Origin of the sequence: Streptococcus infantis (assembly GCF_047464155.1) — a bacterium.
Classification (GTDB): domain Bacteria; phylum Bacillota; class Bacilli; order Lactobacillales; family Streptococcaceae; genus Streptococcus; species Streptococcus infantis_U.
The window spans coordinates 824,299-848,472 of record NZ_JASHCL010000001.1 but is presented as its reverse complement, the minus strand read 5'-3'; the positions used below and the strand labels follow the sequence as shown (position 1 = coordinate 848,472).

Below are 24,174 nucleotides of genomic sequence, written 5' to 3'. Positions count from 1 at the left end.
TTTGTGGTATAATGTAGAATGTTAATAAAGATTATATATAAAAAACAGAGGAGAATGTGCATGCTGAAATGGGAGGAGCTACCTCAAGAAATGCAATTGAACGAGGTAAAACCATACTACCAGCTTGTGTCTAGAAGAAAAGGCTCACTGATTTTCAAGCGTTGTCTAGATTTGTTTCTAGCCGTAGTCTTGTTAATCTTGACCTCCCCCTTATTTCTGATTCTAAGCATCTGGATCAAGCTAGATAGCAAGGGTCCAGTTATTTACAAGCAAGTGCGGGTAACCCAGTACAACCGTCATTTCAAGATTTGGAAATTCCGGACCATGGTGACGGATGCTGATAAAAAAGGAAGTCTAGTAACTTCTGCAAATGACAGTCGCATCACTAAAGTTGGAAATTTCATTCGACGTGTTCGTTTGGATGAATTGCCGCAATTGGTCAATGTCCTCAGAGGAGAGATGTCCTTTGTGGGAACTCGTCCAGAAGTACCACGCTACACAGAGCAGTATAGCCCTGAAATGATGGCTACCTTGCTCTTACCAGCAGGGATTACATCGCTTGCCAGCATTAACTATAAGGACGAGGATGCCATTATCAGTCAAATGACTGCAAAAGGTATGACTGTTGACCAGGCTTATGTTGAAAGAGTCCTCCCAGAAAAGATGCACTATAATCTAGCCTACCTACGTGATTTTAATTTCTTCGGGGATATTAAGATCATGTTCCAGACTGTATTTGAAGTTTTAAAATAAGTAGTCGCAAGATTGAAACCAATCAAAGGAGTAAAACAATGACAAAGTATAATATTCCATTTTCACCACCTGATATTACCGAAGCTGAAATTGCTGAAGTAGCAGATACCCTCCGTTCTGGTTGGATCACAACAGGTCCAAAGACAAAAGAATTGGAGCGTCGTCTATCTGCCTATACTCAGACACCTAAGACAGTCTGCCTCAACTCTGCAACAGCAGCTCTTGAATTGATCTTGCGCGTGCTTGAAGTGGGTCCTGGCGATGAAGTTATCGTTCCGGCTATGACTTATACAGCATCATGTAGCGTTATCACTCACGTAGGTGCTACACCAGTTATGGTTGATATCCAAGGTGATACCTTTGAAATGGACTATGACAAGCTTGAGCAAGCGATTACTGAGAAGACTAAGGTTATCATCCCAGTAGAACTTGCAGGGATTGTCTGTGACTATGACCGTTTGTTCCAAGTTGTTGAGAAGAAACGTGACCTCTTTACAGCTACTAGCAAGTGGCAAAAGGCCTTTAACCGTATTGTGATTGTCTCTGATAGTGCCCATGCTTTGGGTTCAACCTATAAAGGACAACCAGCTGGTTCCATTGCAGACTTTACATCATTCTCTTTCCACGCAGTTAAGAATTTTACAACTGCTGAAGGAGGAAGTGCGACCTGGAAAGCTAATCCAGCTATTGATGATGAAGAAATGTACAAGGAATTCCAAATTCTTTCCCTTCATGGTCAAACAAAAGATGCGCTAGCTAAGATGCAACTAGGTTCATGGGAATACGATATCGTAACACCAGCCTACAAGTGCAACATGACAGATATCATGGCTTCGCTTGGTCTGGTTCAGCTAGATCGTTATCCTGCTTTGCTACAACGTCGTAAGGACATCGTAGATCGCTATGACCGTGGATTTGCAGGGACTCCTATTCACCCATTGGCTCATAAGACAGATACTCTTGAATCTTGTCGTCACCTCTACATCACCCATGTAGAAGGAGCAAGTCTTGAACAACGCAACCAAATCATCCAAGAATTGGCCAAAGCAGGAATTGCAAGTAACGTTCACTACAAACCGCTTCCTCTTTTGACAGCCTATAAGAATCTTGGATTTGACATGGCTGATTATCCACGAGCTTATGCTTTCTTTGTAAATGAAATTACACTACCACTTCACACGAAATTAACGGATGAAGAAGTAGACTATATCATTGAGACTTTTGTCAGAGTTTCTGAAGAAGTTCTAGGCGCTTCAGAAAAATAATTAAAAAAATTAGTAAAAAATGAGTGAAAACGGTTGACAAAGAAAAAACAATAACATATAATTAACTCAACAAATCAGAAAAGTAATTATTTTTGATCTTCAGGGAGCCTGTGGATACTGCGAACAGGTGGTTGGAACTAGTGAAATTGGGCTGATTTTAAAAGTGAATTTGAAACAATGAAAATTCGGTAGGCACACCTTACAGTGCAACTTGTTGTTAGACAAGGCAGAGATGTAAAGGGGATATTCTCTTTACAAATGAGGTGGTACCGCGTTACAAACGCCCTCACATGGAAGTGAATTCCGTGTGTGGGCTTTTTCTATCCGTCATTTTGTTTATCTTTTATTAGGGCGTTAAGTCGCTTTGATGAACTTGAGTTCTATCTACAGCACCTTGCCTACTACTAAAAGCAAACAAAAAGCCGGATTCATACAGAAGGAGGAAAATTTTATGACAACTAAAGGATATTTTGGACAATTTGGTGGTAGTTTTGTACCAGAACCAATTCAGGTTTTACTAGATGAATTGGAAGTGACTTTTGAAAAATACAAGGATGATCCAGAGTTTTTAGCTGAGTTTCGCCATTACTTGAAAGATTATTCAGGTCGCGAAACACCGCTCTATTTTGCAGAAAGTTTGACAGAGCACCTAGGTGGAGCTAAGATTTATCTCAAACGTGAAGACCTTAACCACCTTGGTTCACACAAACTTAACAATGTCCTTGGACAAATCCTTCTAGCTAAACGCATGGGTAAAAAGCGTGTCATTGCTGAGACAGGAGCTGGGCAGCACGGTGTTGCGACAGCGGCAGCGGCAGCTAAGTTTGGTATGGCATGTGATGTCTATATGGGGGCAGAAGATGTGGAGCGTCAACGTCTCAATGTCTTCCGCATGGAGATGATGGGAGCAACTGTTCACGCAGTTGAAACTGGTACTCGTACCCTCAAAGATGCGGTTGACGCAGCCTTTGGAGCATGGATGAATGACCTTGAAGCCTTCTACGTTTTAGGCTCTGCTGTGGGACCTCACCCTTATCCAACTATTGTTCATGAATTCCAAAAAGTCATCAGTGAAGAATCACGTCGTCAAATATTGGAAAAAGAAGGACGTCTACCAGACTACGTCATTGCCTGTGTGGGTGGTGGTTCTAATGCCATCGGTGCCTTTTCACAGTATGTAGCTGATGAAGAAGTTAAATTGGTTGGGGTAGAAGCTGCTGGTCACGGTTTAGATACCGACAAACACGCGGCAACAATGACCAAGGGCAGTGTCGGAATTGTCGATGGAATGAAGACTTATGCAGTTTTTAAGGAAGATGGAGAGCTGGCGCCAGTTTACTCTATCTCAGCAGGTTTGGACTATCCAGGGGTTGGTCCAGAACATGCCTTCTTTAAAGACTCTGGTCGTGTAGAGTATGTTGCAGCAACTGATGAAGAGGCTGTTCAAGCCTTGCTTTTACTAAGCAAGACAGAAGGAATTATCCCAGCTATTGAAAGCTCCCATGCTATTGCAGAAGCAGTCAAACGGGCACCAAAACTAAGTAAAGATGAGATTATCATCATCAATGTCTCTGGTCGTGGAGACAAGGACGTAGCTGCCATTGCAGACTACCTTGAAGCTAAAAAATAAAAGATGGAAAAATTGTAGCTGTTTCTCTCTCAGAGAGCTTGTGGTTGCTGAAAACAAGCAGAGAAAGCTGTAAGGTTGGGTCCATCTCAAACGAGAGAAGAATTCATAATTCTCAAGGGAGTGCCCTTTATCGCACAACCTGTTACAGGAGCTATCTGAGACAGGAATGAGAGATAGGAGAAATCCTATAATTGAGGTGGCACCGCGAATTTCGTCCTCACGCAAGTTATTTTGCGTGGGGATTTTTTGTAGAATAAACACGGGATTTAAGAAGAACTGAAAGGGAAATTATAATGGAACGAATCATTCATGGAGATGTTTTATCACCAATTTTGGCTTATATGCGCTTGAAGGGACAACACAAGGTTATACTTGAAAGTATCCCAAGAGAAAAGGAAAATGCTCGATTTTCTATCTTGGCTTATAATCCAGTTTTTGAGATTAAGTTTGAAAATGGAGTTCTTTATCAAAATGGTCAGGTGATTGATCGTGACCCCTTGGATTTCCTTTATGAGGTGACTCATAAGAGCCAGCACCATTCAGACCTACCTTTTGGTGGTGGAGCCATCGGCTTTGTTGGTTACGACATGATTTCTCTCTATGAAGAAATTGGTCAGCTTCCTGAGGATACGATTGAGACGCCAGATATGCATTTCTTTGTTTACGAGAGTTATATGGTATTTGACCACAAGAAAGAAAAAATTCATATCATCGAGGATGCTCTTTACAGTGATCGTAGCAATGATGAGCTAGAAGCGGCTTTGGATCAAGCTTTAGAGGAGTTAAAAATCCCTGCTCCAGATGAATTTGAAGATTTGGACCTTTCTCCACTTCAGTTTAGACCACATATTGCACCTCAGAAATTTGAAGAGATGGTAGAAACAGCTCGCGACTTGATTCGCAATGGAGATATGTTCCAATGCGTGCTCAGTCAGCGTTTCTCCGCAGAAGTAACTGGAAATCCTTTTGACTTCTACAGAAATCTCCGAGTGACAAATCCATCAAATTACCTCTACTTTTATGACTTTGGAGATTATCAAATCATCGGAGCTAGTCCTGAGAGCTTGGTGTCCGTCAAAAATGGTATCGTGACAACCAATCCAATTGCAGGTACGCGACCTAGAGGTACCAATGATGAGGAAGATGCAGCATTAGCTAATGATTTACTCTCTGATGAAAAGGAAACAGCAGAACACCGAATGCTAGTGGACCTAGGGCGTAATGATATCGGTCGAATTGCTGAAACAGCAAGTGTCCAAGTAACCAAGTATATGGAAGTGGAACTTTTCCGTTATGTCATGCATTTGACCAGCGTGGTTAAAGGACGTTTGCTTCCAGAACTGACTGCTATGGATGCCTTGAAGGCGACTCTTCCGGCAGGAACAGTTTCTGGGGCCCCTAAGATTCGTGCTATGAAACGCATATATGAGTTGGAAACAGAGAAGCGAGGCGTTTATGCCGGAGCTATCGGCTACCTTTCAGCAACTGGTGATATGGACTTTGCCATTGCTATTCGAACCATGATTCTTAAAAATAAAACAGCCTACGTGCAGGCTGGAGCAGGAATTGTTTATGATTCTATCGCCCAAAACGAATACCAAGAAACGATTAACAAAGCTAAATCTATGACTAGAATGGGAGAACTAAGACCATGATTTTACTGATTGATAATTATGATTCATTTACCTATAACTTGGCTCAATACATCGGGAATTTCGCAGAAGTTCAGGTTTTGAGAAATGATGATCCAAACCTTTATGAAGAAGCTACAAAGGCAGATGGACTTGTCTTTTCTCCTGGCCCAGGTTGGCCAGCTGATGCTGGGAAGATGGAAGAAATGATTCGTGATTTTGCAGGTAAGAAACCGATTCTAGGGATTTGTTTAGGGCACCAAGCCATCGCAGAAGTCTTCGGTGGTAAGTTGGGTTTGGCTCCAAAAGTCATGCATGGCAAGCAGAGCCAAATCCGATTTGAGACTCCTTCAGTTCTCTATCAAGGAATCGAGGACAATCGCCCAGTCATGCGTTACCACAGTATTTTAATTGAAGAGATGCCAGAAGAGTTTGAAGTGACAGCTCGTTCGACAGATGACCAAGCCATTATGGGAATTCAACACAAAACTCTTCCGATTTATGGCTTGCAGTATCATCCAGAAAGCATTGGAACGCCAGATGGCCTATCTTCTATTCAGAATTTTATCGAGAAAGTTGTAAAGTGAGGAAGACAAAATGAAAGAAATTATTGAAAAATTAGCGAACTTTGAAGACCTATCAAGTGTTGAAATGACGGATGTGATCGAACGCATCGTAACAGGGCGAGTGACAGAAGCACAAATCGCTTCACTTCTTTTAGCCCTCAAGATGAAGGGAGAAACACCTGAGGAAAGAACAGCCCTCGCTCAAGTTATGAGAGGACATGCTCAACACATCCCAACCAACATTCAAGATGCTATGGATAACTGCGGTACAGGTGGAGATAAGTCATTTAGCTTTAACATCTCAACAACTGCAGCCTTTGTCTTAGCAGGTGGTGGCATCCACATGGCTAAACATGGAAATCGTTCAATTTCTTCTAAATCTGGTTCAGCAGATGTCTTGCAAGCTTTGGGAATCAATATTGATCTCAAGCCAGCACAATTGGGTAAGATATTTGACCAAACAGGAATCGTCTTTCTCTTTGCTAAAAACATGCACCCAGCTATGAAATATATCATGCCAGCACGCTTGGAATTGGGAATTCCAACCATCATGAATTTGACAGGTCCACTCATTCACCCAATGGTCTTAGAAACACAGCTTCTAGGAATTAGTCGTCCAGAACTTCTAGAAAGTACTGCTCAGGTTTTGAAAAACATGGGTCGCAAACGTGCTATCGTAGTAGCTGGTCCAGAAGGATTGGATGAAGCTGGTTTGAATGGTACTACCAGCATTGCCCTTCTTGAAAATGGTGAAATCACTTTGTCAACCTTTACTCCAGAAGATTTGGGAATGGAACGCATTGCCATTGAGGACATTCGTGGCGGAAATGCTCATGAGAATGCAGCCATCCTTGTCAGTGTTCTTAATAACGAACCAAGTCCATTCTTGGAAACAACAGTCTTAAATGCAGGTCTAGGATTCTACGCCAATGGTAAAGCAGACAGTATCAAGGACGGAGTTGAAATGGCACGCCAAGTGATTGCTAGTGGTAAGGCCCTGGAAAAACTCAGACTATTACAGGAGTACCAAAAATGAGTCAGGAATTTTTGTCACGTATCTTAGAGCAGAAGGCGCGTGAAGTTGAAAAGATGGAGCTAGAGGAGCTTCAGCCCTTGCGTGAAAGTTATCGCTTAGCTGAATATTTGAAAAACCATCAGGACCGCTTGCAAATTATTGCAGAGGTCAAGAAGGCGAGTCCAAGTATGGGTGATATCAATCTGGATGTAGATATCGTTCAACAGGCCCAGACTTACGAGGTTAACGGTGCGGTTATGATTTCTGTTCTGACAGATGAAGTTTTCTTCAAAGGTCATTTGGATTACCTTCGTGAGATTTCAAGTCAGGTACAGATTCCGACTTTAAACAAGGATTTTATTATCGATGAAAAGCAAATCATCCGTGCTCGCAATGCGGGTGCGACAGTTATCTTGCTCATCGTAGCGGCTTTATCAGAAGAACGCCTCAAGGAACTGTATGACTATGCGACAGAGCTAGGTCTAGAAGTTTTGGTAGAAACTCATAATCTAGCAGAGCTAGAAGTGGCTCACCGCCTTGGCGCTCAAATTATTGGTGTGAATAATCGTAATTTGACTACCTTTGAAGTTGACTTGCAGACTAGCGTAGACTTGGCCCAATACTTTAAGGATGATTGCTTGTACATTTCTGAATCTGCTATTTTTACAGAAGCGGATGCGGAACGAGTTGCACCCTACTTTAACGGAATTTTGGTAGGAACAGCTCTGATGCAAGCGGAAGATGTAGCCCAGAGAATCAAGGAGTTGCAGATTGACAAAGGTTAAGATTTGTGGACTATCGACCAAAGGAGCGGTAGAAACAGCTGTGTCAGCGGGGGCCGACTACATCGGTTTTGTCTTTGCTCCTAGCAAAAGACAAGTGACCTTGGGACAAGCAGCAGAGCTGGCTGAGATTATTCCTACAAATGTAAAAAAGGTTGGCGTATTTGTTTCACCAAGTCGGGAAGAATTACTAGAAGCGATTGAAAAGGTTGGCTTGGACTTAGTTCAAATTCATGGTCAGGTGGCGGATGATTTGTTTGTGGATTTGCCTTGTGCCAGCATTCAGGCTGTTCAGGTGGATGGAGATGGTCATGTACCCAATTCTCAGGCAGATTATCTACTCTTTGATGCCCCTGTGGCAGGAAGTGGTCAAACCTTTGACTGGGGGCAACTGGATACGACAGAACTATCTCAGTCTTTCTTCATCGCAGGCGGGCTCAATGAGGATAATGTAGAAGAAGCAATTCAACACTTTACTCCCTTTGCAGTAGATGTATCAAGTGGAGTAGAATCAAACGGACAAAAAGATCATGAAAAGATTAGAAGATTTATAGAGAGGGTTAAGCATGGCATATCAAGAACCAAATAAAGATGGATTTTACGGGAAATTCGGTGGACGTTTTGTCCCAGAAACATTGATGACAGCAGTATTGGAGTTGGAAGAAGCTTATCGTGAAAGTCAGGCAGATTCAAGTTTCCAAGAAGAGTTAAACCAACTTTTGCGCCAGTATGTAGGACGTGAAACACCTCTTTACTACGCAAAAAACTTGACCCAGCATATTGGTGGAGCCAAGATTTACCTCAAACGTGAAGACCTCAACCATACAGGTGCACACAAGATTAACAATGCCTTGGGACAAGTTCTTCTCGCTAAACGCATGGGCAAAAAGAAAATTATCGCTGAAACTGGTGCCGGTCAGCACGGTGTAGCAACTGCAACTGCTGCAGCCCTTTTCAACATGGAATGTACTATCTATATGGGCGAAGAAGATGTCAAACGCCAAGCCCTCAATGTCTTTCGTATGGAGCTTTTGGGAGCCAAGGTGGAAGCTGTAACAGATGGTTCGCGCGTGCTCAAAGACGCGGTCAATGCAGCCCTTCGTTCTTGGGTGGCAAATATCGATGATACCCACTATATCCTTGGTTCTGCCTTGGGGCCTCATCCTTTTCCAGAAATTGTGCGTGATTTCCAAAGTGTTATCGGTCGAGAAGCTAAACAACAGTACCGTGACTTGACAGGGCAAGATTTGCCAGATGCCCTAGTAGCCTGTGTTGGTGGTGGTTCTAATGCCATCGGGCTTTTCCATCCATTTGTGGAAGATGAGACAGTAGCTATGTATGGTGCTGAAGCAGCAGGACTAGGTGTGGATACAGAGCACCACGCAGCTACCTTGACCAAGGGGCGTCCAGGTGTTCTCCACGGCTCTCTCATGGATGTGCTCCAAGATGCTCATGGTCAAATCCTAGAAGCTTTCTCAATCTCAGCAGGTTTGGACTATCCTGGTATCGGTCCAGAACATTCTCATTACCATGATATCAAACGTGCGACCTATGTACCAGTGACAGACGAGGAAGCCTTGGAAGGATTCCAACTCTTGTCTCGTGTAGAAGGAATTATCCCAGCTTTGGAATCTAGCCATGCCATCGCCTTTGCGGTGAAATTGGCCAAAGAACTTGGCCCAGACAAGTCTATGATTGTCTGCCTATCAGGTCGTGGGGACAAGGATGTAGTTCAAGTTAAAGACCGCTTGGAAGCAGACGCAGCAAAGAAGGGAGAAGCTAATGCCTAAGACTCTAACCGAAAAATTGAACGCTATCAAAGCAACTGGAAAAGGAATTTTTGTTCCCTATATCATGGCTGGAGACCATGAAAAAGGATTAGATGGTCTCGCTGAAACAATTCACTTTTTAGAAGATTTGGGTGTGTCTGCTATTGAGATAGGAGTTCCCTTTTCAGACCCAGTTGCAGATGGTCCAGTTATCGAAGAAGCAGGCTTGCGCAGTCTAGCTAGTGGTACTTCTACACAGGCTCTAGTTGAAACTTTGAAGATTATTGAAACAGAAGTTCCACTTGTTATCATGACCTACTTTAACCCCCTCTTTCAGTACGGTATTGAGAAATTTGCCAAAGACCTTTCTGATACAGCGGTTAAGGGATTGATTATTCCAGACCTGCCTCATGAGCACGCTAACTTTGTAGAGCCCTTTTTGGCAGGTACAGACATTGCTTTGATTCCACTTGTCAGCTTGACGACAGGAATGGAGCGTCAAAAAGAACTCATTGAAGGGGCTGAAGGTTTTGTCTATGCTGTTGCTATTAACGGGGTGACAGGGAAAACAGGAAATTACCGAGATGACTTGGACAAGCACTTGGCTCAACTTCATGAGGTAGCTAACATTCCAGTATTGACAGGTTTTGGTGTATCCACACAGGATGATGTAGAACGATTTAATGCAGTATCAGATGGCGTCATCGTCGGTTCCAAGATTGTTAAGGCTCTACATGAAGGACAAGTAGCAGAAATCGCTGACTTTATCAGACAAGCAGTAGCTTACCAAAAATAATCATACAAGCAGCAAGCAAGAGGAAAGGCACAAAAGGAAGTCTTTCCTTTTTCTTTAGTAGGAGAAAGACTAGAATGCCGGTTTTGGAGGCAAATGAAGTAATCTGATTAAATGATAGCCATCAGATAATTTGATGCATATAAAAAATAAAAAGCCCTCTTTGAGGGCAGAAATTTATGTTAATTTTATTCGATAAGTATGAAGATAATAAAAGAATATAAGACTTTTTTATTGTATTTCATCCATATCAATAATTAAGTCATCTCCAAGATTAATTCCATTAGAAGTGAAGACACTTAGTGCATGATTTGCAATAACTTGTGTAGAAATAGTATCAACTCCTGCTCCAATAAGTGCACCTGCTACAGGAATCATTTTCCCTAAGTTGACTACTCCTTTTTGTCCGAATTTCGTAACCAATCGAAATCCAACTGCTTGATTGATTTTCTTTAGCACCTCTCCAGGAATTTTTTTAATCATTCCTTGGGCTAATTTCTCAGCCACTACAATCCCAGCTTTCTTTGCAATATCAGCTACAGTAGTTCCTGTAAGTGCTGCATATACAAAAGTCTGGACCTGATCACTTTTTAAGTCGTATCCACGCATATAAGCAATGGTAGCAATCATTCTCATTTGAACTAAAATTACGGATGTCACATTTGCAGGGATAGTTACTGGTAAAGTTAAAATTCCTCCGAATCCAGTGACAAAGCCAGATAGAGCGGCTTTACTAGTTTGAAAAGCAATCATTTTTGAAATAGCAGTATCAACATTGTCGTTCTTTAGGTAATCATCCGCTAATTCTTGAATTGTTTTTTGTCCAGGAATTCCATTAATAGTTGTATCGTAAGCCCAATCAAGAACTTGCATCATTGAATTTTCATCAATTTTTGGAACTTCTAGTTTTGGGAGTTCAAAGTTTATATTTGGCAACTCAAATTTCATAATAATTCTCCTATTTTTGCTATATTTAGTATACAATATTACAAATATATTTACAATAATAATTTGTAGAAAATAATCAAACAAGCAGCCAGCAAGAGGAAAGGTACAAAAGGTAGTCTTTCCTTTTTCTTTAGTAGGAGAAAGGCTAGAATGCCAGTTGTGGAAGAAAATTGAATTAAAAACAGCATTTCAGTTAGGCTAAAAATAAGTGCACAAGAAGCCAGAAAGAGAAAATCCCCTGCACCTATGCGGATATCGATAAAGTGAGCCAAAATTCCCAAGATAAGAAAGAAAATCATAACTAGATTCCAACCACAGCAAACCATGAGGATTAGGTGGAAAGTCAGCCAGACTAGTAAGGGATATTCCTGATGGCGAAAGTCATAGATGCCCAAAGTCAAGCCGGCAGTTATCAAGATAACTTGCCCCAAAGTTAAAAATCCTACAGACTCAGCTAGAAAGAGCAGTCCCAAGGACAACTCAAAGAAAGCATACCAGACAGGATAGCTTGACTTGCAATAGCGACAGCGAAAGCGATTGAATACCTGTGAGAGAAATGGAATCAAATCCAGTGGTCTCAAGCGAGTCTGACAAGAATCACAGTGACTAGCAGGGAAAACAATGGATTGCTCAGGGAAACGATCAATAACCAATCCAAGAAAGGAAGCAAAAATAGCTCCAACAAGAAAAAAGTAAAGGTGAATCATACTTATTAATTCGGAAAAAATAAGAGAAAGAGTATAATAGTTGGATAAAGGAGAAATTTTAGGAGCAAATATGAAAATTCACTTTGAAAAAGGACTTCAGATAGAAAATGCCCAACTCATTTGTCGCTGGTCTAATGCTTTGGGAGAAAGTTTTCAGAAGCAATGGATGGGAACAATGATTCCTTTTCCCTTGACAATACAAGTCTTGCAAGATTTGGAAGGAATCTTTTCAATCTTTGATGGACAAGAGTTTGTGGGGCTTATCCAGAAAATCAGGCTAGAAGACAGGAATCTTCATATCGGGAGATTTTTTATCAATCCCCAGAAACAGGGGCAGGGATTAGGTAGCCAGGCTTTAAGGAAATTTGTCAGTTTAGCCTTTGAAAATGAAGACATAGATACTATTTCTCTAAATGTCTATGAGGCAAATCAAAGAGCTCAGAATCTTTACCAAAAAGAAGGATTTGAAATTGTTCAAACCATTGAAGTTCCAGAACGTAAATACATAATGAGAAAATCTAGGTAAGGACTAGATGATATCGAGGACTGTACCCGTACAATTTTTGGTTTTCAAACTTGTTGCAGAGAAATTTTCTTGATAGAATAGATACATGACTAGATATAAAGCTGTAATTTCCTATGATGGCTACGCTTTTGCTGGTTTTCAGCGACAACCTCACGCGCGTAGTGTCCAAGAGGAAATTGAAAAAACTTTAACCAAATTAAATAAAGGACAAGCCATTACCATTCATGGCGCTGGGCGAACAGATAGTGGTGTTCATGCATTAGGTCAGGTCATCCACTTTGATCTTCCCTATCAGATGGATGAGGAAAAACTTCGTTTTGCTCTCGATACCCAAAGCCCTGAAGATATCGATGTGATTTCGATTGAGATTGTGGCTGATGATTTTCATTGCCGTTATGCCAAGCATAGCAAGACCTATGAGTTTATCGTAGATAGAGGACGTCCTAAAAATCCTATGCGTCGTCATTATGCGACTCATTATCCTTATCCACTAGATGTGGAGCGGATGCAGCTTGCTGTAAAAAAACTAGAGGGAACGCATGATTTTACTGGTTTTACAGCATCAGGGACTAGTGTGGAAGACAAGGTAAGAACGATCACGGAAGCCAGTCTTAGGGTTGATGAAACAGGGCAGTTTTTGACTTTTACCTTCTCAGGCAATGGTTTCCTCTATAAACAGATTCGAAATATGGTCGGAACCCTGCTGAAAATTGGTAACAATCGGATGCCGATTGAACAGATTGACCTCATCTTGGAGCAAAAGGATAGACAGTTGGCAGGACCAACTGCAGGGCCTAATGGTTTGTATTTGAAGGAGATTCGTTATGAAGAATAATCGTATTTTAGCACTTTCAGGAAATGATATTTTTAGTGGTGGTGGATTAGCTGCTGACCTTGCCACCTATACTTTGAATGGTTTGCATGGATTTGTAGCCATGACCTGCTTGACTGCTTTGACAGAAAATGGTTTTGAAGTCTTTCCAACTGATGAAACTATTTTCCAACAACAGTTGGATAGTCTCAAGAGCGTAGACTTTGGAGGGATTAAAATTGGTCTTTTACCGACTGTTGGTGTTGCTGAGAAAGCTTTGAATTTCATCAAGGAACGTGAAGGAGTTCCAGTAGTCTTGGACCCTGTTCTCGTTTGTAAGGAAACGCATGACGTTGCAGTCAGTGAGCTCTGTCAAGAGTTGATTCGCTTTTTCCCTTATGTATCTGTGGTTACTCCGAATCTTCCTGAGGCAGAGTTGCTTGCAGACCAAAAGATTGAAAGTCTGGAAGACATGAAAAATGCAGCCAAAAAACTACATGACTTGGGTGCACCAGCAGTGATTATCAAGGGTGGAAATCGCCTCAGTCAGGATAAGGCTGTGGATGTCTTTTATGACGGAGAAAATTACACAATCCTTGAAAATCCAGTCATCCAAGGACAAAATGCTGGTGCAGGATGTACCTTTGCATCTAGCATTGCTAGTCAGTTAGTCAAGGGAGAGGAACTATTACCAGCAATTGAAAGTTCTAAAGCCTTTGTTTACCGAGCTATTGCACAAGCAGATCAATATGGAGTGAGACAATATGAAGCAAACCAAAACAAGTAAAATCGCCCTATTATCAATACTGACTGCCCTATCAGTAGTTTTAGGTTATATTGTCAAAATCCCAACCCAAACAGGAATTTTAACTCTTTTAGATGCTGGTGTTTTCTTCACTGCTTTTTATTATGGAAAACGGGAAGGAGCTATTGTCGGAGGTCTAGGAGGTTTCATTATTGACCTAATCTCAGGTCATCCTCATTGGATGTTCTTCAGCTTGCTTTTCCATGGCTTGCAGGGTTACTTTGCAGGTTTTAAAGGAAAATGGCGGTGGCTTGGATTAGTTTTGGCAACTTTTCTCATGGTAGCTGGATATGCATGTGCGACCTCTTGGATGAAAGGTTGGGGGGTAGCCCTGACAGATATTCCTCACAATTTGTTGCAGAATTTTGTTGGAATGATTGTTGGGTATCTTCTATATCAGAGTATCAAGAAAATTAGTAAGCAGTAAAAATAGTCTTCCATGGGAACTATTGAAAAAACTCTGATTATTTGCTAAAATAAAAGCTATGAAAACACTCTACGATGTGCAACAATTTCTCAAACAGTTTGGTATCATTGTCTACATGGGGAAACGTCTCTATGATATTGAGCTGATGAAGATTGAATTATCTCGAATCTATGATGCAGGCTTGATGGACAAGCTAGATTACTTAGAAGCGGAAGCTGTTCTTCGTAGAGAGCACAAACTAGAATTAGACTATTTAGAAAAAAATGGAGATTAAGTATTATGGTAACTTGGGTATTATGGGGACTTGTCGTAGCGATGTTGGCATGGATGGGATACAACTATCTTCGCATTCGTCGAGCAGCGAAAATCGTAGACAATGCAGAGTTTGAGTCTTTGATTCGTATAGGTCAGTTGATTGACTTGCGTGATCCAGCTGACTTCCACAGAAAACATATCCTCGGAGCTCGTAATATCCCTTCAAATCAATTGAAGACAAGTCTTGCAGCGCTTCGCAAGGATAAGCCTGTTCTTCTCTATGAAAATCAACGTGCGCAACGTGTCACAAATGCAGCGCTTTTCTTGAAAAAACAAGGTTTCTCAGAAATCTATATCCTCTCTTATGGGTTGGATTCTTGGACAGGAAAGGTGAAATCTAATTAACAATGTGAAAAAAACTTGTCACATATGTTTAATATAGATACCGTTTTTTTATGGTATAATAATTTATATAAATTTTAAGGAGTTTTTATTATGCAAGAAAAGAAAAAAGCATCGCTTGTTTTAGGTATCCTATCTATCGTCCTTGGTTTGTTATCTCCAATCGTAGGTCTGATTTTGGGTATTATTGGTCTTGTTTTGGGTAATTCACATCAAAATCAATCTGGACTAAATTATAAAACAGAAAAAATCCTCAATATCGTAGGGATTGTCATTTCAGTCCTTAACTGGATTGCAGGAGTCATTTTGATGATGCACTAATCAGGATTCTAACAAAAAAAGCTTTATTTTTAAAGCTTTTTTGTTTTACCCATTTTTCGTTAAGTGGTTTTTAATCATTTCTAATTCTTTCTAGCTCAGGGACAGGTTTTCAAAGTTCTAAAACGTGTTACCTAATAGATAAAGCCGGTTTGTATGGTATAATGATTGCGTAATAAATTTAAGGAGTTTTTTTGAAATGCAAGAAAAGAAAAAAGCTTCACTTGTTTTGAGTATTCTATCTATTATAGTTGCCTTTGGATTTCCAGTTTTAAGTATTATTTTTGGTGTTTTTGGTTTGGCCTTGGCTCATTCACATCAAAAAGAATCTGGACTAGACTATAAGACAGAAAAAATTCTCTCTATTTTAGGGATTGTGTTAGGGATTATGATTTCTGCAATTTTCTGTATCGTTCTTATCTCACAACTTTCTGGAATTCATTAAAACAAAAAAGCTTTATCTTTAAAGCTTTTTTGTTTTATCCACTTTTCTCTAAGTAGTTTTTAATGATTTTCAATTCCTCCTGATTCAAGGGTCGATATTGACCTTCTGCTAGGTCGGAATCTAATGTAAAATCCCCGAACTGAACTCGTTTGAGGGCAGTGACCTTGACACCAACTGAGAGGAACATTTTCTTGATCTGATGAAATTTCCCTTCAGAGATGGTGATGGTGGCTCGGCTGAGACTAGGGCTTGAAGATAGAATCTCAAGCTGAGCAGGTTTACAGACAGTTCCGTCTAAAAAGACTATCCCATCTTTGAACGTTTGGACGTGGTCGGATGAGAGTGGTCCATTGACCTCAACTTGATAAGTTTTATACACATGATACTGAGGGTGGAGGAGTTGAAAACCTAAAGGCCCATTGTCTGTCAAGATGAGCAGTCCTGTCGTATCTCGATCCAGACGACCAATGGCATAGAGTTGCTCTGACTGGAGATGTTGAGGAAGAAGATCCATGACAGTTGGAAGTTTTTTGTCCTTACTTGCAGTTACAACACCACCTGGCTTATAGAGCATGAGATAGGTATGTTCATATCCTTGAATTTTTTCCCCCTGAAATAGTAGTTCTTGAAGACCAGTATCAATATTTTGTGCAAGGGAAGTAGTAGCTTGTCCATCAACTAAGATTTCTTTTTTGAGAAGAGCTTGTTTCATGGCTTTCCGACTGATTTTTTCCTCGGCTAATAATTTATCTAAACGCATACCAACCTATCTTATCACAAGTCAATATTTTTGAAAAGAAAAGAGAAGGAATGAATTTTCTTTTGAAAACATTTACACTTACTTGAGTTATGCCATTTGCTGAAAATTGTGGTATAATCGTTCAGTTAGAAAATAAATTTGAAATAAATAGAGGAACTCATGACAAAATTAAGAGAAGATATCCGTAATATCGCGATTATCGCCCACGTCGACCACGGGAAAACAACCCTCGTTGACGAATTGTTGAAACAATCTGAAACTCTTGACGCACGTACAGAATTGGCTGAGCGTGCAATGGACTCAAACGATATCGAGAAAGAGCGTGGAATCACCATCCTTGCTAAAAATACAGCCGTTGCTTACAACGGAACTCGTATTAACATCATGGACACACCAGGACACGCGGACTTCGGTGGAGAAGTTGAGCGTATCATGAAAATGGTTGACGGTGTTGTTTTGGTCGTAGATGCTTACGAAGGAACTATGCCACAGACTCGTTTCGTATTGAAAAAAGCCTTGGAACAAGACCTTGTGCCGATCGTTGTAGTTAATAAAATCGATAAGCCATCAGCTCGTCCAGCAGAAGTAGTAGATGAAGTCTTGGAACTCTTCATCGAGCTTGGTGCGGATGATGACCAACTTGACTTCCCAGTCGTTTATGCGTCAGCGATCAACGGAACATCTTCATTGTCAGATGATCCAGCAGACCAAGAAAAGACTATGGCGCCAATCTTTGACACCATTATCGACCACATTCCAGCTCCAGTTGACAACTCAGATGAGCCTCTTCAATTCCAAGTGTCACTTCTTGACTACAATGACTTCGTAGGACGTATCGGTATCGGACGTATCTTCCGTGGTAGTGTCAAGGTTGGAGACCAAGTAACCCTTTCTAAACTTGACGGAACAACTAAAAACTTCCGTGTTACAAAACTCTTTGGTTTCTTTGGTTTGGAACGTCGTGAAATCCAAGAAGCTAAAGCTGGTGACTTGATTGCCGTATCAGGTATGGAAGATATCTTCGTTGGTGAAACCATTACTCCAACAGATGCGATTGAAGCTCTTCCAGTTCTTCACATCGATGAGCCAACCCTTCAAATGACCTTCTTGGTTAACAACTCACCTTTTGCTGGTCGTGAAGGAAAATGGGTGACTTCTCGTAAGGTTGAAGAGCGCCTTCAAGCAGAATTGCAAACAGACGTTTCTCTTCGTGTAGACCCAACTGACTCACCAGATAAGTGGACAGTTTCAGGACGTGGGGAATTGCACTTGTCAATCCTTATCGAAACCATGCGTCGTGAAGGATATGAGCTTCAAGTATCTCGTCCAGAAGTTATCATTAAAGAAATCGATGGTGTTAAATGTGAGCCGTTTGAACGCGTGCAAATTGACACACCAGAAGAATACCAAGGATCTGTTATCCAAAGTCTTTCTGAACGTAAAGGTGAAATGTTGGATATGATCTCAACTGGTAACGGTCAAACTCGTTTGGTCTTCCTAGTTCCTGCGCGTGGTTTGATTGGATACTCAACTGAGTTCTTGTCAATGACTCGTGGTTACGGTATCATGAACCATACCTTCGACCAATACTTGCCATTGATTCCAGGTGAAATCGGTGGACGTCACCGTGGTGCCCTTGTTTCTATCGATACTGGTAAGGCAACAACATACTCAATCATGTCTATCGAAGAACGTGGTACTATCTTTGTTAACCCAGGTACTGAGGTTTACGAAGGAATGATCATCGGTGAAAACTCTCGTGAAAATGACTTGACTGTTAATATCACGAAAGCAAAACAAATGACTAACGTTCGTTCAGCTACCAAGGACCAAACAGCGGTTATCAAAACTCCTCGTATCTTGACACTTGAAGAATCACTTGAGTTCTTGAACGACGATGAGTACATGGAAGTAACGCCTGAATCGATTCGTTTGCGTAAACAAATCCTTAACAAGGCAGAGCGTGAGAAAGCAAACAAAAAGAAAAAATCAGCTGAATAAGAGCTAGAAAGAGATAAAGATGGTCTATCTAATCATAGGGATTTTATTACTCTTACTCTATATCTTTGCGACCCCTCAAAGTATTAAGGGAACAGTCAACGTTGTTATTCTGGTTTTCGGATTGGTTGCTCTCTTGATTTTATTGATGCTGTCGGCTCTACAGATCTTCCAACTTCCAGCAGAAATCTATATAACATTGGGAATGCTGGCTCTTACTTACTTTAGTTTGAGAGATATTTCCTTAATATCGATTAAAAAGAGGTAGGATTTACCCTCATTCCTCTACACCATTAGAGTCAAAATGTAAAATGATTGAAGCAAAATCAGATTCATGCTGGTTTTGCTTTTTGTTTTCACGACATAACTAGGTAAGAGGCGATTTCATTTTTTTTTCATATCTTTTGAATAGAAGTACGTTTTTTGATACAATGAAAGAAAACGGTTACAAGATTGGAGTTTGATATGAACCGACATTTATTTAAGGAAAAGCAACGTTTTTCTTTAAGAAAATATGCAATAGGAACTTGTTCTGTTTTATTAGGAACGAGTTTGTTTTTTGCGGCCTCACCGATTGAAATCGTAGGAGCTCAGGAGAGACAGCCACAATTAGTTTCTCATTATGTTGAGGATAAAGATTTACCTGAAGCAATAAAGGAAGAATTGCGGTGGTTTGAAGATAATGCAATCGAGCTAGAAGAGGGTAAGGACTATTACTTCATTTATCGTAAATCAGCTGCAAGCTTACCCAATACGGGACTCTTTTCTAATCCTTTAGTGCCAGTACTAGGAATGGGAATTCTTTTGGTTTCGTTAACGTTAATCAAGAAGAAAAAAGGTAGAAGTCTTTTTCTAGTGACAGTTTTGGCAGTTGGGGGAACAGCAGTCTCAGTCTCTGCCCTAGAAAACTTAGTAGAGCTTCGTCCAGCCCTCGTTAAAACGGTAGAAGGGGAGTTTTTGCCAAGACCTGAAAAGATTGAAGGTTATGAATTTACGGGTTACTATTTTGTAAGATGCAATGAAGAGATATCTCAAAGCCTAGTCACACCTTCAAAAACGACTCAGGGAAGTCTGCTTGAACAAGCTTTAATTCCAAGTCATCCAGGTATAATTGAAACTCCAGCAACTCCAAGCCGACCATCTTCTGAAGAGTCTACATCAATCCCTCCTCAGGGTCAACCAAGTTTAGTAGAGGTGAAACCGGAATTGGAAATTAGCAAGGAATCCATTCCTTTTGATACCATTCGTCAGGAAGATCCAAACTTACCGAAGGGACAAACGCAAGTTATCCAAGCAGGAGTCGCAGGAGAACGTACCATCTTAACAGAGGTTACAAGGGGTAATGGTAAGGAGAGTCGTGAAGTTCGCTCAAACACTGTGACTCAAGAACCAGTTTCAGAAATTATTGCAGTCGGTACTAAGGTAGAATCCACATCAATTCCTCTAGAAGGTTCTCCAAGCTTGGTGGAAGTGAAACCAGAGCTAGAAACAAGCACAGAGTCAGTTCCTTTTGATCGACTCTACCAAGAAGATCCAGATTTGCCTAAGGGTCAAACTCGAGTTATCCAGGCAGGAGTAGTAGGAGAACGTACCATCTTAACAGAAGTTACAAGGGTTGATGGTAAGGAGAGCCGTCAAGTCAAATCAAATACTGTGACTCAAGAACCAGTTTCAGAAATTATCGCAGTTGGTAGCAAGGTGGAATCCACATCAATTCCTCTAGAAGGTAGTCCAAATTTAGTAGAAGTGAAACCTGAGTTGGAAACTAGTACAGAAGAGATACCTTATAATACTCTTCATCAAGAGGACCCAGATTTATTAAAAGGTGAAACTCGTATAATCCAAGCAGGTGTGGTTGGGCAACGTACGATTCTAACAGAAGTTACAAGGGTTGATGGTAAGGAGAGTCGTGAAGTTCGCTCAAATACTGTGACTCAAGAACCAGTTTCAGAAATTATTGCAGTTGGTAGCAAGGTGGAAGCGACAGCTATTCCGCAAGAAGGTAGTCCAAGTTTAGTAGAAGTGAAGCCAGAGTTGGAAACTAGTACAGAAGAGATACCTTATAATACTCTTCATCAAGAGGATCCGGATTTACTAAAAGGTGAGACTCGTATAATCCAAGCAGGTGTGGTTGGGCAACGTACGATTCTAACAGAAGTTACAAGGGTTGATGGTAAGGAGAGTCGTGAAGTTCGCTCAAATACTGTGACTCAAGAACCAGTTTCAGAAATTATTGCAGTTGGTAGCAAGGTGGAAGCGACAGCTATTCCGCAAGAAGGTAGTCCAAGTTTAGTAGAAGTGAAACCAGAATTGGAAGTAACAACAGAGGTGGTTCCATTTAAGACCATTCGTCAAGAAGATCCGAATATGGCAGAAGACCAAGTTAAACTAATTCAAGCAGGTGTCAACGGGAAACGTACCATCCTAACCGAAGTTAGCACGCTTAATGGTCAGGAAAAACGTAAGATTATTTCGAATACTTTAACGACAGAAGCCATTCCGGAAATCATTGCTATCGGGACAAAAAAAGAGCTTCTCCCACTCCCCCAACCAAAAATTGAAACCCAATCGGTTCCTTATAAAATTATCTACCAAGCAGATGAAACTCTAGCAGTTGGGACCCGAAAAACAAAAGTTTCTGGCGTTAATGGAAAGCTAGAAACGACTACAAACTATACGAGAGATAAGGTCAGCGGTGCAATCAAAGAGTCTAGTACTACAAAAACCTTGGTTGAGAAGGTAGATGAAATTATTCTTGTAGGAACAAAACCAAGTATCGAAACGAAGGTTATTGCAAATAAGACGGTTTTTGAAGCAGACTCTACACTACCTTACCAGACGCAAAAAGTGTTTGTTCCAGGGAAGGAAGGTAGTGAGAAAACGATGACTAGTTACAAAGTTGATAGTCAGTCAGGTCTTGTAACTGAAAAAGATAAACAGAAACAAACCACGGCCCCAATTGATAAGGTTATTAAAGTTGGGAATGTCGAAAAGATTGTGACTCCAATTCCGATCAAGGAAGAACGTCGAAAGGATCCATCACTTGACAAGGATACTGAAAAAATTGAGAGCCCAGGTCAAGCAGGAGAGTTGACGGCTACTCGAGTTTATGAAGTGAACACTCACACTGGGGCATTACTGTCGTATAAAGAAACTATTGCTGAGACGAAAGCTATGAAACCGAAGGTAATCTTGGTAGGAACCAAAGAAAATAAACCACATCTCCTCCCAGATAACAAGGATCTAGAAAATGCGATTGATACAAATCGAGTAAGCCGAGATATGAAAGGGATAGATTTATTTACTAACACATACTTAGTGAATGCTCTGAAACCAAGCATCCTTGGGCGTGACGTGATTAGTAAGAAGATTGAACTCAAAAAGACAAATCCAGCTATCACTGATGAAGAAGTCAAAGAAGTCCTGCGCAAAGAATACCTTGAAAGATTATCGATTAAAGATACTTTTGAACAAACAAAGAATAACTTAGATTCAGATCTGAAAAAGATTGCTTCTCATACCCTTAGCATACTAGGAAATACTCCAGATTCTAGGGCAAAAGTCCAAAGTGAACTAGAAGCAAATAAAGAAAAAATTCTTTTAGGTCTAACTTATATCAATCGTTTTTACAATATTGATTTTGGTAAGACCAATATTCGCGATATTCTAGCCTTTAATCCAAGCTCTTTTGGTAAAAAAGTTACTTCCTTAGATTGGTTGAAGCATCTAGGTTCCATGAACTATAGTGAGATGAAGTTGGTCAATAGTCCTAATACCTATGAAAAGTATTTTGAGAAGATTACTGACAAAGGAACATTGAAAGACTTCCTTGACTACAACCGGACTACCTTTACAGATATGGATGGTGATACTTGGTTGAAGGATGCTACAAAGGCCATTGTTATAGAGAAAAAATCAAAAGAGAAGCCTGACGAAAACGTTGCTCTATATACAAAATTGACCTCTGATCCTGTCAAGTATGGGGCTGAGCCACAACAAGTTGCACATCATAAACAGTATAATATGGCAACTCTTTTAGGTCTGGTCAATATAAAAGAACCAAGCATTTATGCTATTACAAATATGGCAACTGTTTCTTATGGAAATATCGGAACCTACATTGATTCTTCACTTGCAAAAAGTAACCCTGCCCAATACAAGGCTGATTTAGAAAAGGCGAGGGCTCTGGTTGAGTTAACAGCGGATCGTCAGGCAGCTTACGTTGATTCCCTGTACAGAATTACTAAAAAAGAGAACCAAACAAAACTGATAACCAACCGTTTGATTGTGGATACTATGAAAAAGTATACTAACAAGCAAAATGCAGGTATCAAGGAAACTTGGTCTAAGGAGTTTGGTCCAGAGGCTGATAAAGGAGTCAAGGACTTTATGTCTCCGTTAGGTATGTATTCTCCGTCTCAAACCGTTGGAGCTGAAGCCAATGGTTCTGGTGTGCGTTACTTTATTGATAGAGTTTTAGATGATCGTGGTTCAGCAACCTACTCTCATGAAATGACTCACTTGTTGGATCGTACAGTACTCTTTAACAACCATGGACGACGAGATGGTACGGGAGCAGAGTTCTATGCTCGTGGAATCTTTGAAAATTCTTATACACCTGAAACTGATACCTACTTTAACTTGAATTTTGTCTTTGATGAAAGTAAGAAAGATAGTTTCTACAATAAGAAACCGGACCGCTTTAAATCTGCTGCAGATTTGAAAGAATACATGCATGGTAGTTTTGATGTACTTTATAGTTTAGATTATTTGGAAGCTGAGGCTAGTCGAGGATTGTCAGCAGCTGAAAAAGCAATCTATTTCAAACAGCTCTTGCCAAGTCCAACTTCAGGTTCTAGAACTCCAGTTTCTTACGACAATCCATCTGCCCAACCGACTCATCAGAGTGAGGAAATTAAGGCTTTGACGGAGGTAGACGCAAGTAAGTTGACGGACATCAATAGTTTGATTGATAATCATATCGTGGTAAATCGCTATATTATTAAAGGGCTAACAGCAACTGGGAAAGTAGATGCCAATGGCTATTACACGGTCGATATGTTTGATACGATTTATGGTGTTAATCAAAATGATAAAGGAATGAGTGGTGATATTAGCTTTAGAAAACAAGCCTTTGAGTTAATGGCAGGACTTGGTTACTACGAAGGTTTCGTCCCTTATGTGTCGAATCAATACAAGAAAGATGCTGAGAAAGCCAATCGTCCATTGTCGGACAAATATATCTTTGATAAGATTTTAGCTGGAAAAAGCTATGCTCAATTTAAGAAAGAACAAGTCAATGAACGAATCAATAACCTGAACAAGTTAAAACCGATAACGATTGACTACAAAGGCAAGAAGGAAGTGATTGCTAGCCCAGAAAGAATGAAGCAGTTAATGGCAGAAGCGGTAAAAGAAGAACTTGCTGAGATTAAAGCTGGTAACACAAGTGCGAAACAATATCGCTTTATTGAAACTCCGGTACAGAAGTTGAAAAAAGCCATTTACAAAGCTTATCTTAAGGAATCAAATGAATTTAAAGAATCGATCTATAAATCTTGATAGCTG

Annotated in this window: 24 protein-coding genes, 1 pseudogene and 1 other annotated feature; of the genes and pseudogenes, 21 read left to right on the top strand and 4 right to left on the bottom strand. The window is 40.6% G+C overall.

Translation table 11 applies throughout. The annotated features are described in order from the left end of the window. Positions 1 to 60 precede the first annotated feature (60 nt). The 10 genes from QM810_RS04095 to trpA all read left to right on the top strand — a co-directional run bounded on the left by QM810_RS04095 (position 61) and on the right by trpA (position 10,207). Positions 61 to 753, top strand: a complete 693-nt coding sequence (locus tag QM810_RS04095) for a sugar transferase (RefSeq protein ID WP_414253958.1) — start codon at positions 61 to 63, stop codon at positions 751 to 753. Between the two features lie 38 nt (positions 754 to 791). Continuing rightward, positions 792 to 2,018: a DegT/DnrJ/EryC1/StrS family aminotransferase gene (locus QM810_RS04090; RefSeq protein ID WP_414253957.1), complete on the top strand. Its 1,227-nt coding sequence runs from the start codon at positions 792 to 794 to the stop codon at positions 2,016 to 2,018. 60 nt (positions 2,019 to 2,078) lie between these two features. Then, positions 2,079 to 2,309, top strand: a binding site (T-box leader). Between the two features lie 160 nt (positions 2,310 to 2,469). After that, complete coding sequence (gene trpB / locus QM810_RS04085; RefSeq protein WP_004251478.1) at positions 2,470 to 3,648, top strand: tryptophan synthase subunit beta; 1,179 nt, start codon at positions 2,470 to 2,472, stop codon at positions 3,646 to 3,648. Between the two features lie 293 nt (positions 3,649 to 3,941). After that, positions 3,942 to 5,303, top strand: coding sequence for an anthranilate synthase component I (trpE, locus tag QM810_RS04080; RefSeq protein WP_414253956.1), 1,362 nt, complete (start codon positions 3,942 to 3,944; stop codon positions 5,301 to 5,303). Then, positions 5,300 to 5,866 (top strand): aminodeoxychorismate/anthranilate synthase component II, encoded by a 567-nt coding sequence (locus QM810_RS04075; RefSeq protein WP_049528083.1) that lies wholly within the window; start codon positions 5,300 to 5,302, stop codon positions 5,864 to 5,866. Before trpE ends, QM810_RS04075 begins: the two co-directional genes overlap by 4 nt. A 10-nt stretch (positions 5,867 to 5,876) precedes the next feature. Next, entirely contained in the window at positions 5,877 to 6,881 is a 1,005-nt protein-coding gene (gene trpD / locus QM810_RS04070) for an anthranilate phosphoribosyltransferase (protein WP_414253955.1), read from the top strand. Beyond that, positions 6,878 to 7,645, top strand: a complete 768-nt coding sequence (gene trpC, locus QM810_RS04065; protein WP_414253954.1) for an indole-3-glycerol phosphate synthase TrpC — start codon at positions 6,878 to 6,880, stop codon at positions 7,643 to 7,645. The genes trpD and trpC overlap by 4 nt, the downstream gene beginning before the upstream one ends. Continuing rightward, positions 7,632 to 8,231: a phosphoribosylanthranilate isomerase gene (locus QM810_RS04060; protein ID WP_414253953.1), complete on the top strand. Its 600-nt coding sequence runs from the start codon at positions 7,632 to 7,634 to the stop codon at positions 8,229 to 8,231. Before trpC ends, QM810_RS04060 begins: the two co-directional genes overlap by 14 nt. Then, a complete protein-coding gene (trpB, locus tag QM810_RS04055) occupies positions 8,209 to 9,432 on the top strand; it encodes a tryptophan synthase subunit beta (protein ID WP_414253952.1) in 1,224 nt (407 codons plus the stop codon). The genes QM810_RS04060 and trpB (QM810_RS04055) overlap by 23 nt, the downstream gene beginning before the upstream one ends. Continuing rightward, entirely contained in the window at positions 9,425 to 10,207 is a 783-nt protein-coding gene (gene trpA, locus QM810_RS04050; RefSeq protein WP_414253951.1) for a tryptophan synthase subunit alpha, read from the top strand. The genes trpB (QM810_RS04055) and trpA overlap by 8 nt, the downstream gene beginning before the upstream one ends. Here trpA and QM810_RS04045 read toward each other — a convergent pair. The 3 genes and pseudogenes from QM810_RS04045 to QM810_RS04035 all read right to left on the bottom strand — a co-directional run. Beyond that, positions 10,179 to 10,310, bottom strand: a pseudogene (locus QM810_RS04045) (prepilin peptidase); the annotation flags it as partial. The gene trpA and the pseudogene QM810_RS04045 sit on opposite strands and share 29 nt — an antisense overlap. Positions 10,311 to 10,435: 125 nt before the next feature. Next, on the bottom strand, positions 10,436 to 11,152 hold the full coding sequence (locus QM810_RS04040) for an EcsC family protein (protein WP_214261551.1): 717 nt from the start codon (positions 11,150 to 11,152) through the stop codon (positions 10,436 to 10,438). A gap of 50 nt (positions 11,153 to 11,202) precedes the next feature. Continuing rightward, positions 11,203 to 11,859: a prepilin peptidase gene (locus QM810_RS04035; protein ID WP_214261552.1), complete on the bottom strand. Its 657-nt coding sequence runs from the start codon at positions 11,857 to 11,859 to the stop codon at positions 11,203 to 11,205. Positions 11,860 to 11,929: 70 nt separating this feature from the next. Between QM810_RS04035 and QM810_RS04030 the strand changes: the two genes are divergently transcribed. The 8 genes from QM810_RS04030 (at position 11,930) to QM810_RS03995 (ending at position 15,848) form a co-directional block, all read left to right on the top strand. Next, complete coding sequence (locus QM810_RS04030; protein ID WP_414253950.1) at positions 11,930 to 12,385, top strand: GNAT family N-acetyltransferase; 456 nt, start codon at positions 11,930 to 11,932, stop codon at positions 12,383 to 12,385. Positions 12,386 to 12,470: 85 nt separating this feature from the next. Next, positions 12,471 to 13,220 carry a tRNA pseudouridine(38-40) synthase TruA gene (truA, locus tag QM810_RS04025; RefSeq protein WP_414253949.1) on the top strand — a complete coding sequence of 250 codons (750 nt, stop codon included), beginning with the start codon at positions 12,471 to 12,473 and terminating at the stop codon, positions 13,218 to 13,220. Continuing rightward, positions 13,210 to 13,983: a bifunctional hydroxymethylpyrimidine kinase/phosphomethylpyrimidine kinase gene (locus tag QM810_RS04020; RefSeq protein ID WP_414253948.1), complete on the top strand. Its 774-nt coding sequence runs from the start codon at positions 13,210 to 13,212 to the stop codon at positions 13,981 to 13,983. Before truA ends, QM810_RS04020 begins: the two co-directional genes overlap by 11 nt. Beyond that, positions 13,961 to 14,428: an ECF transporter S component gene (locus QM810_RS04015; RefSeq protein WP_414253947.1), complete on the top strand. Its 468-nt coding sequence runs from the start codon at positions 13,961 to 13,963 to the stop codon at positions 14,426 to 14,428. The genes QM810_RS04020 and QM810_RS04015 overlap by 23 nt, the downstream gene beginning before the upstream one ends. Positions 14,429 to 14,486: 58 nt before the next feature. Next, entirely contained in the window at positions 14,487 to 14,702 is a 216-nt protein-coding gene (locus QM810_RS04010; RefSeq protein ID WP_080560879.1) for a YqgQ family protein, read from the top strand. A 5-nt stretch (positions 14,703 to 14,707) separates the two neighbouring features. Then, a complete protein-coding gene (locus QM810_RS04005) occupies positions 14,708 to 15,088 on the top strand; it encodes a rhodanese-like domain-containing protein (protein ID WP_045615282.1) in 381 nt (126 codons plus the stop codon). Between the two features lie 90 nt (positions 15,089 to 15,178). After that, the gene (locus tag QM810_RS04000; RefSeq protein ID WP_006149827.1) at positions 15,179 to 15,406 is read left to right on the top strand and encodes a hypothetical protein; all 228 of its coding nucleotides are present in this window, start codon (positions 15,179 to 15,181) and stop codon (positions 15,404 to 15,406) included. Positions 15,407 to 15,602: 196 nt separating this feature from the next. Then, on the top strand, positions 15,603 to 15,848 hold the full coding sequence (locus tag QM810_RS03995; protein WP_414253946.1) for a hypothetical protein: 246 nt from the start codon (positions 15,603 to 15,605) through the stop codon (positions 15,846 to 15,848). Between the two features lie 34 nt (positions 15,849 to 15,882). On the opposite strand, the gene QM810_RS03990 is transcribed toward QM810_RS03995, so the two are convergent. After that, complete coding sequence (locus tag QM810_RS03990) at positions 15,883 to 16,608, bottom strand: pseudouridine synthase (RefSeq protein ID WP_414253945.1); 726 nt, start codon at positions 16,606 to 16,608, stop codon at positions 15,883 to 15,885. Between the two features lie 159 nt (positions 16,609 to 16,767). Between QM810_RS03990 and typA the strand changes: the two genes are divergently transcribed. From typA to QM810_RS03975, 3 genes are all read left to right on the top strand, one after another. Further along, positions 16,768 to 18,609, top strand: a complete 1,842-nt coding sequence (typA, locus tag QM810_RS03985) for a translational GTPase TypA (protein WP_414253944.1) — start codon at positions 16,768 to 16,770, stop codon at positions 18,607 to 18,609. A gap of 19 nt (positions 18,610 to 18,628) precedes the next feature. Further along, positions 18,629 to 18,874: a DUF3165 family protein gene (locus QM810_RS03980; protein ID WP_414253943.1), complete on the top strand. Its 246-nt coding sequence runs from the start codon at positions 18,629 to 18,631 to the stop codon at positions 18,872 to 18,874. A 197-nt stretch (positions 18,875 to 19,071) separates the two neighbouring features. After that, a complete protein-coding gene (locus tag QM810_RS03975; RefSeq protein WP_414253942.1) occupies positions 19,072 to 24,168 on the top strand; it encodes a G5 domain-containing protein in 5,097 nt (1,698 codons plus the stop codon). Positions 24,169 to 24,174: the final 6 nt, after the last annotated feature.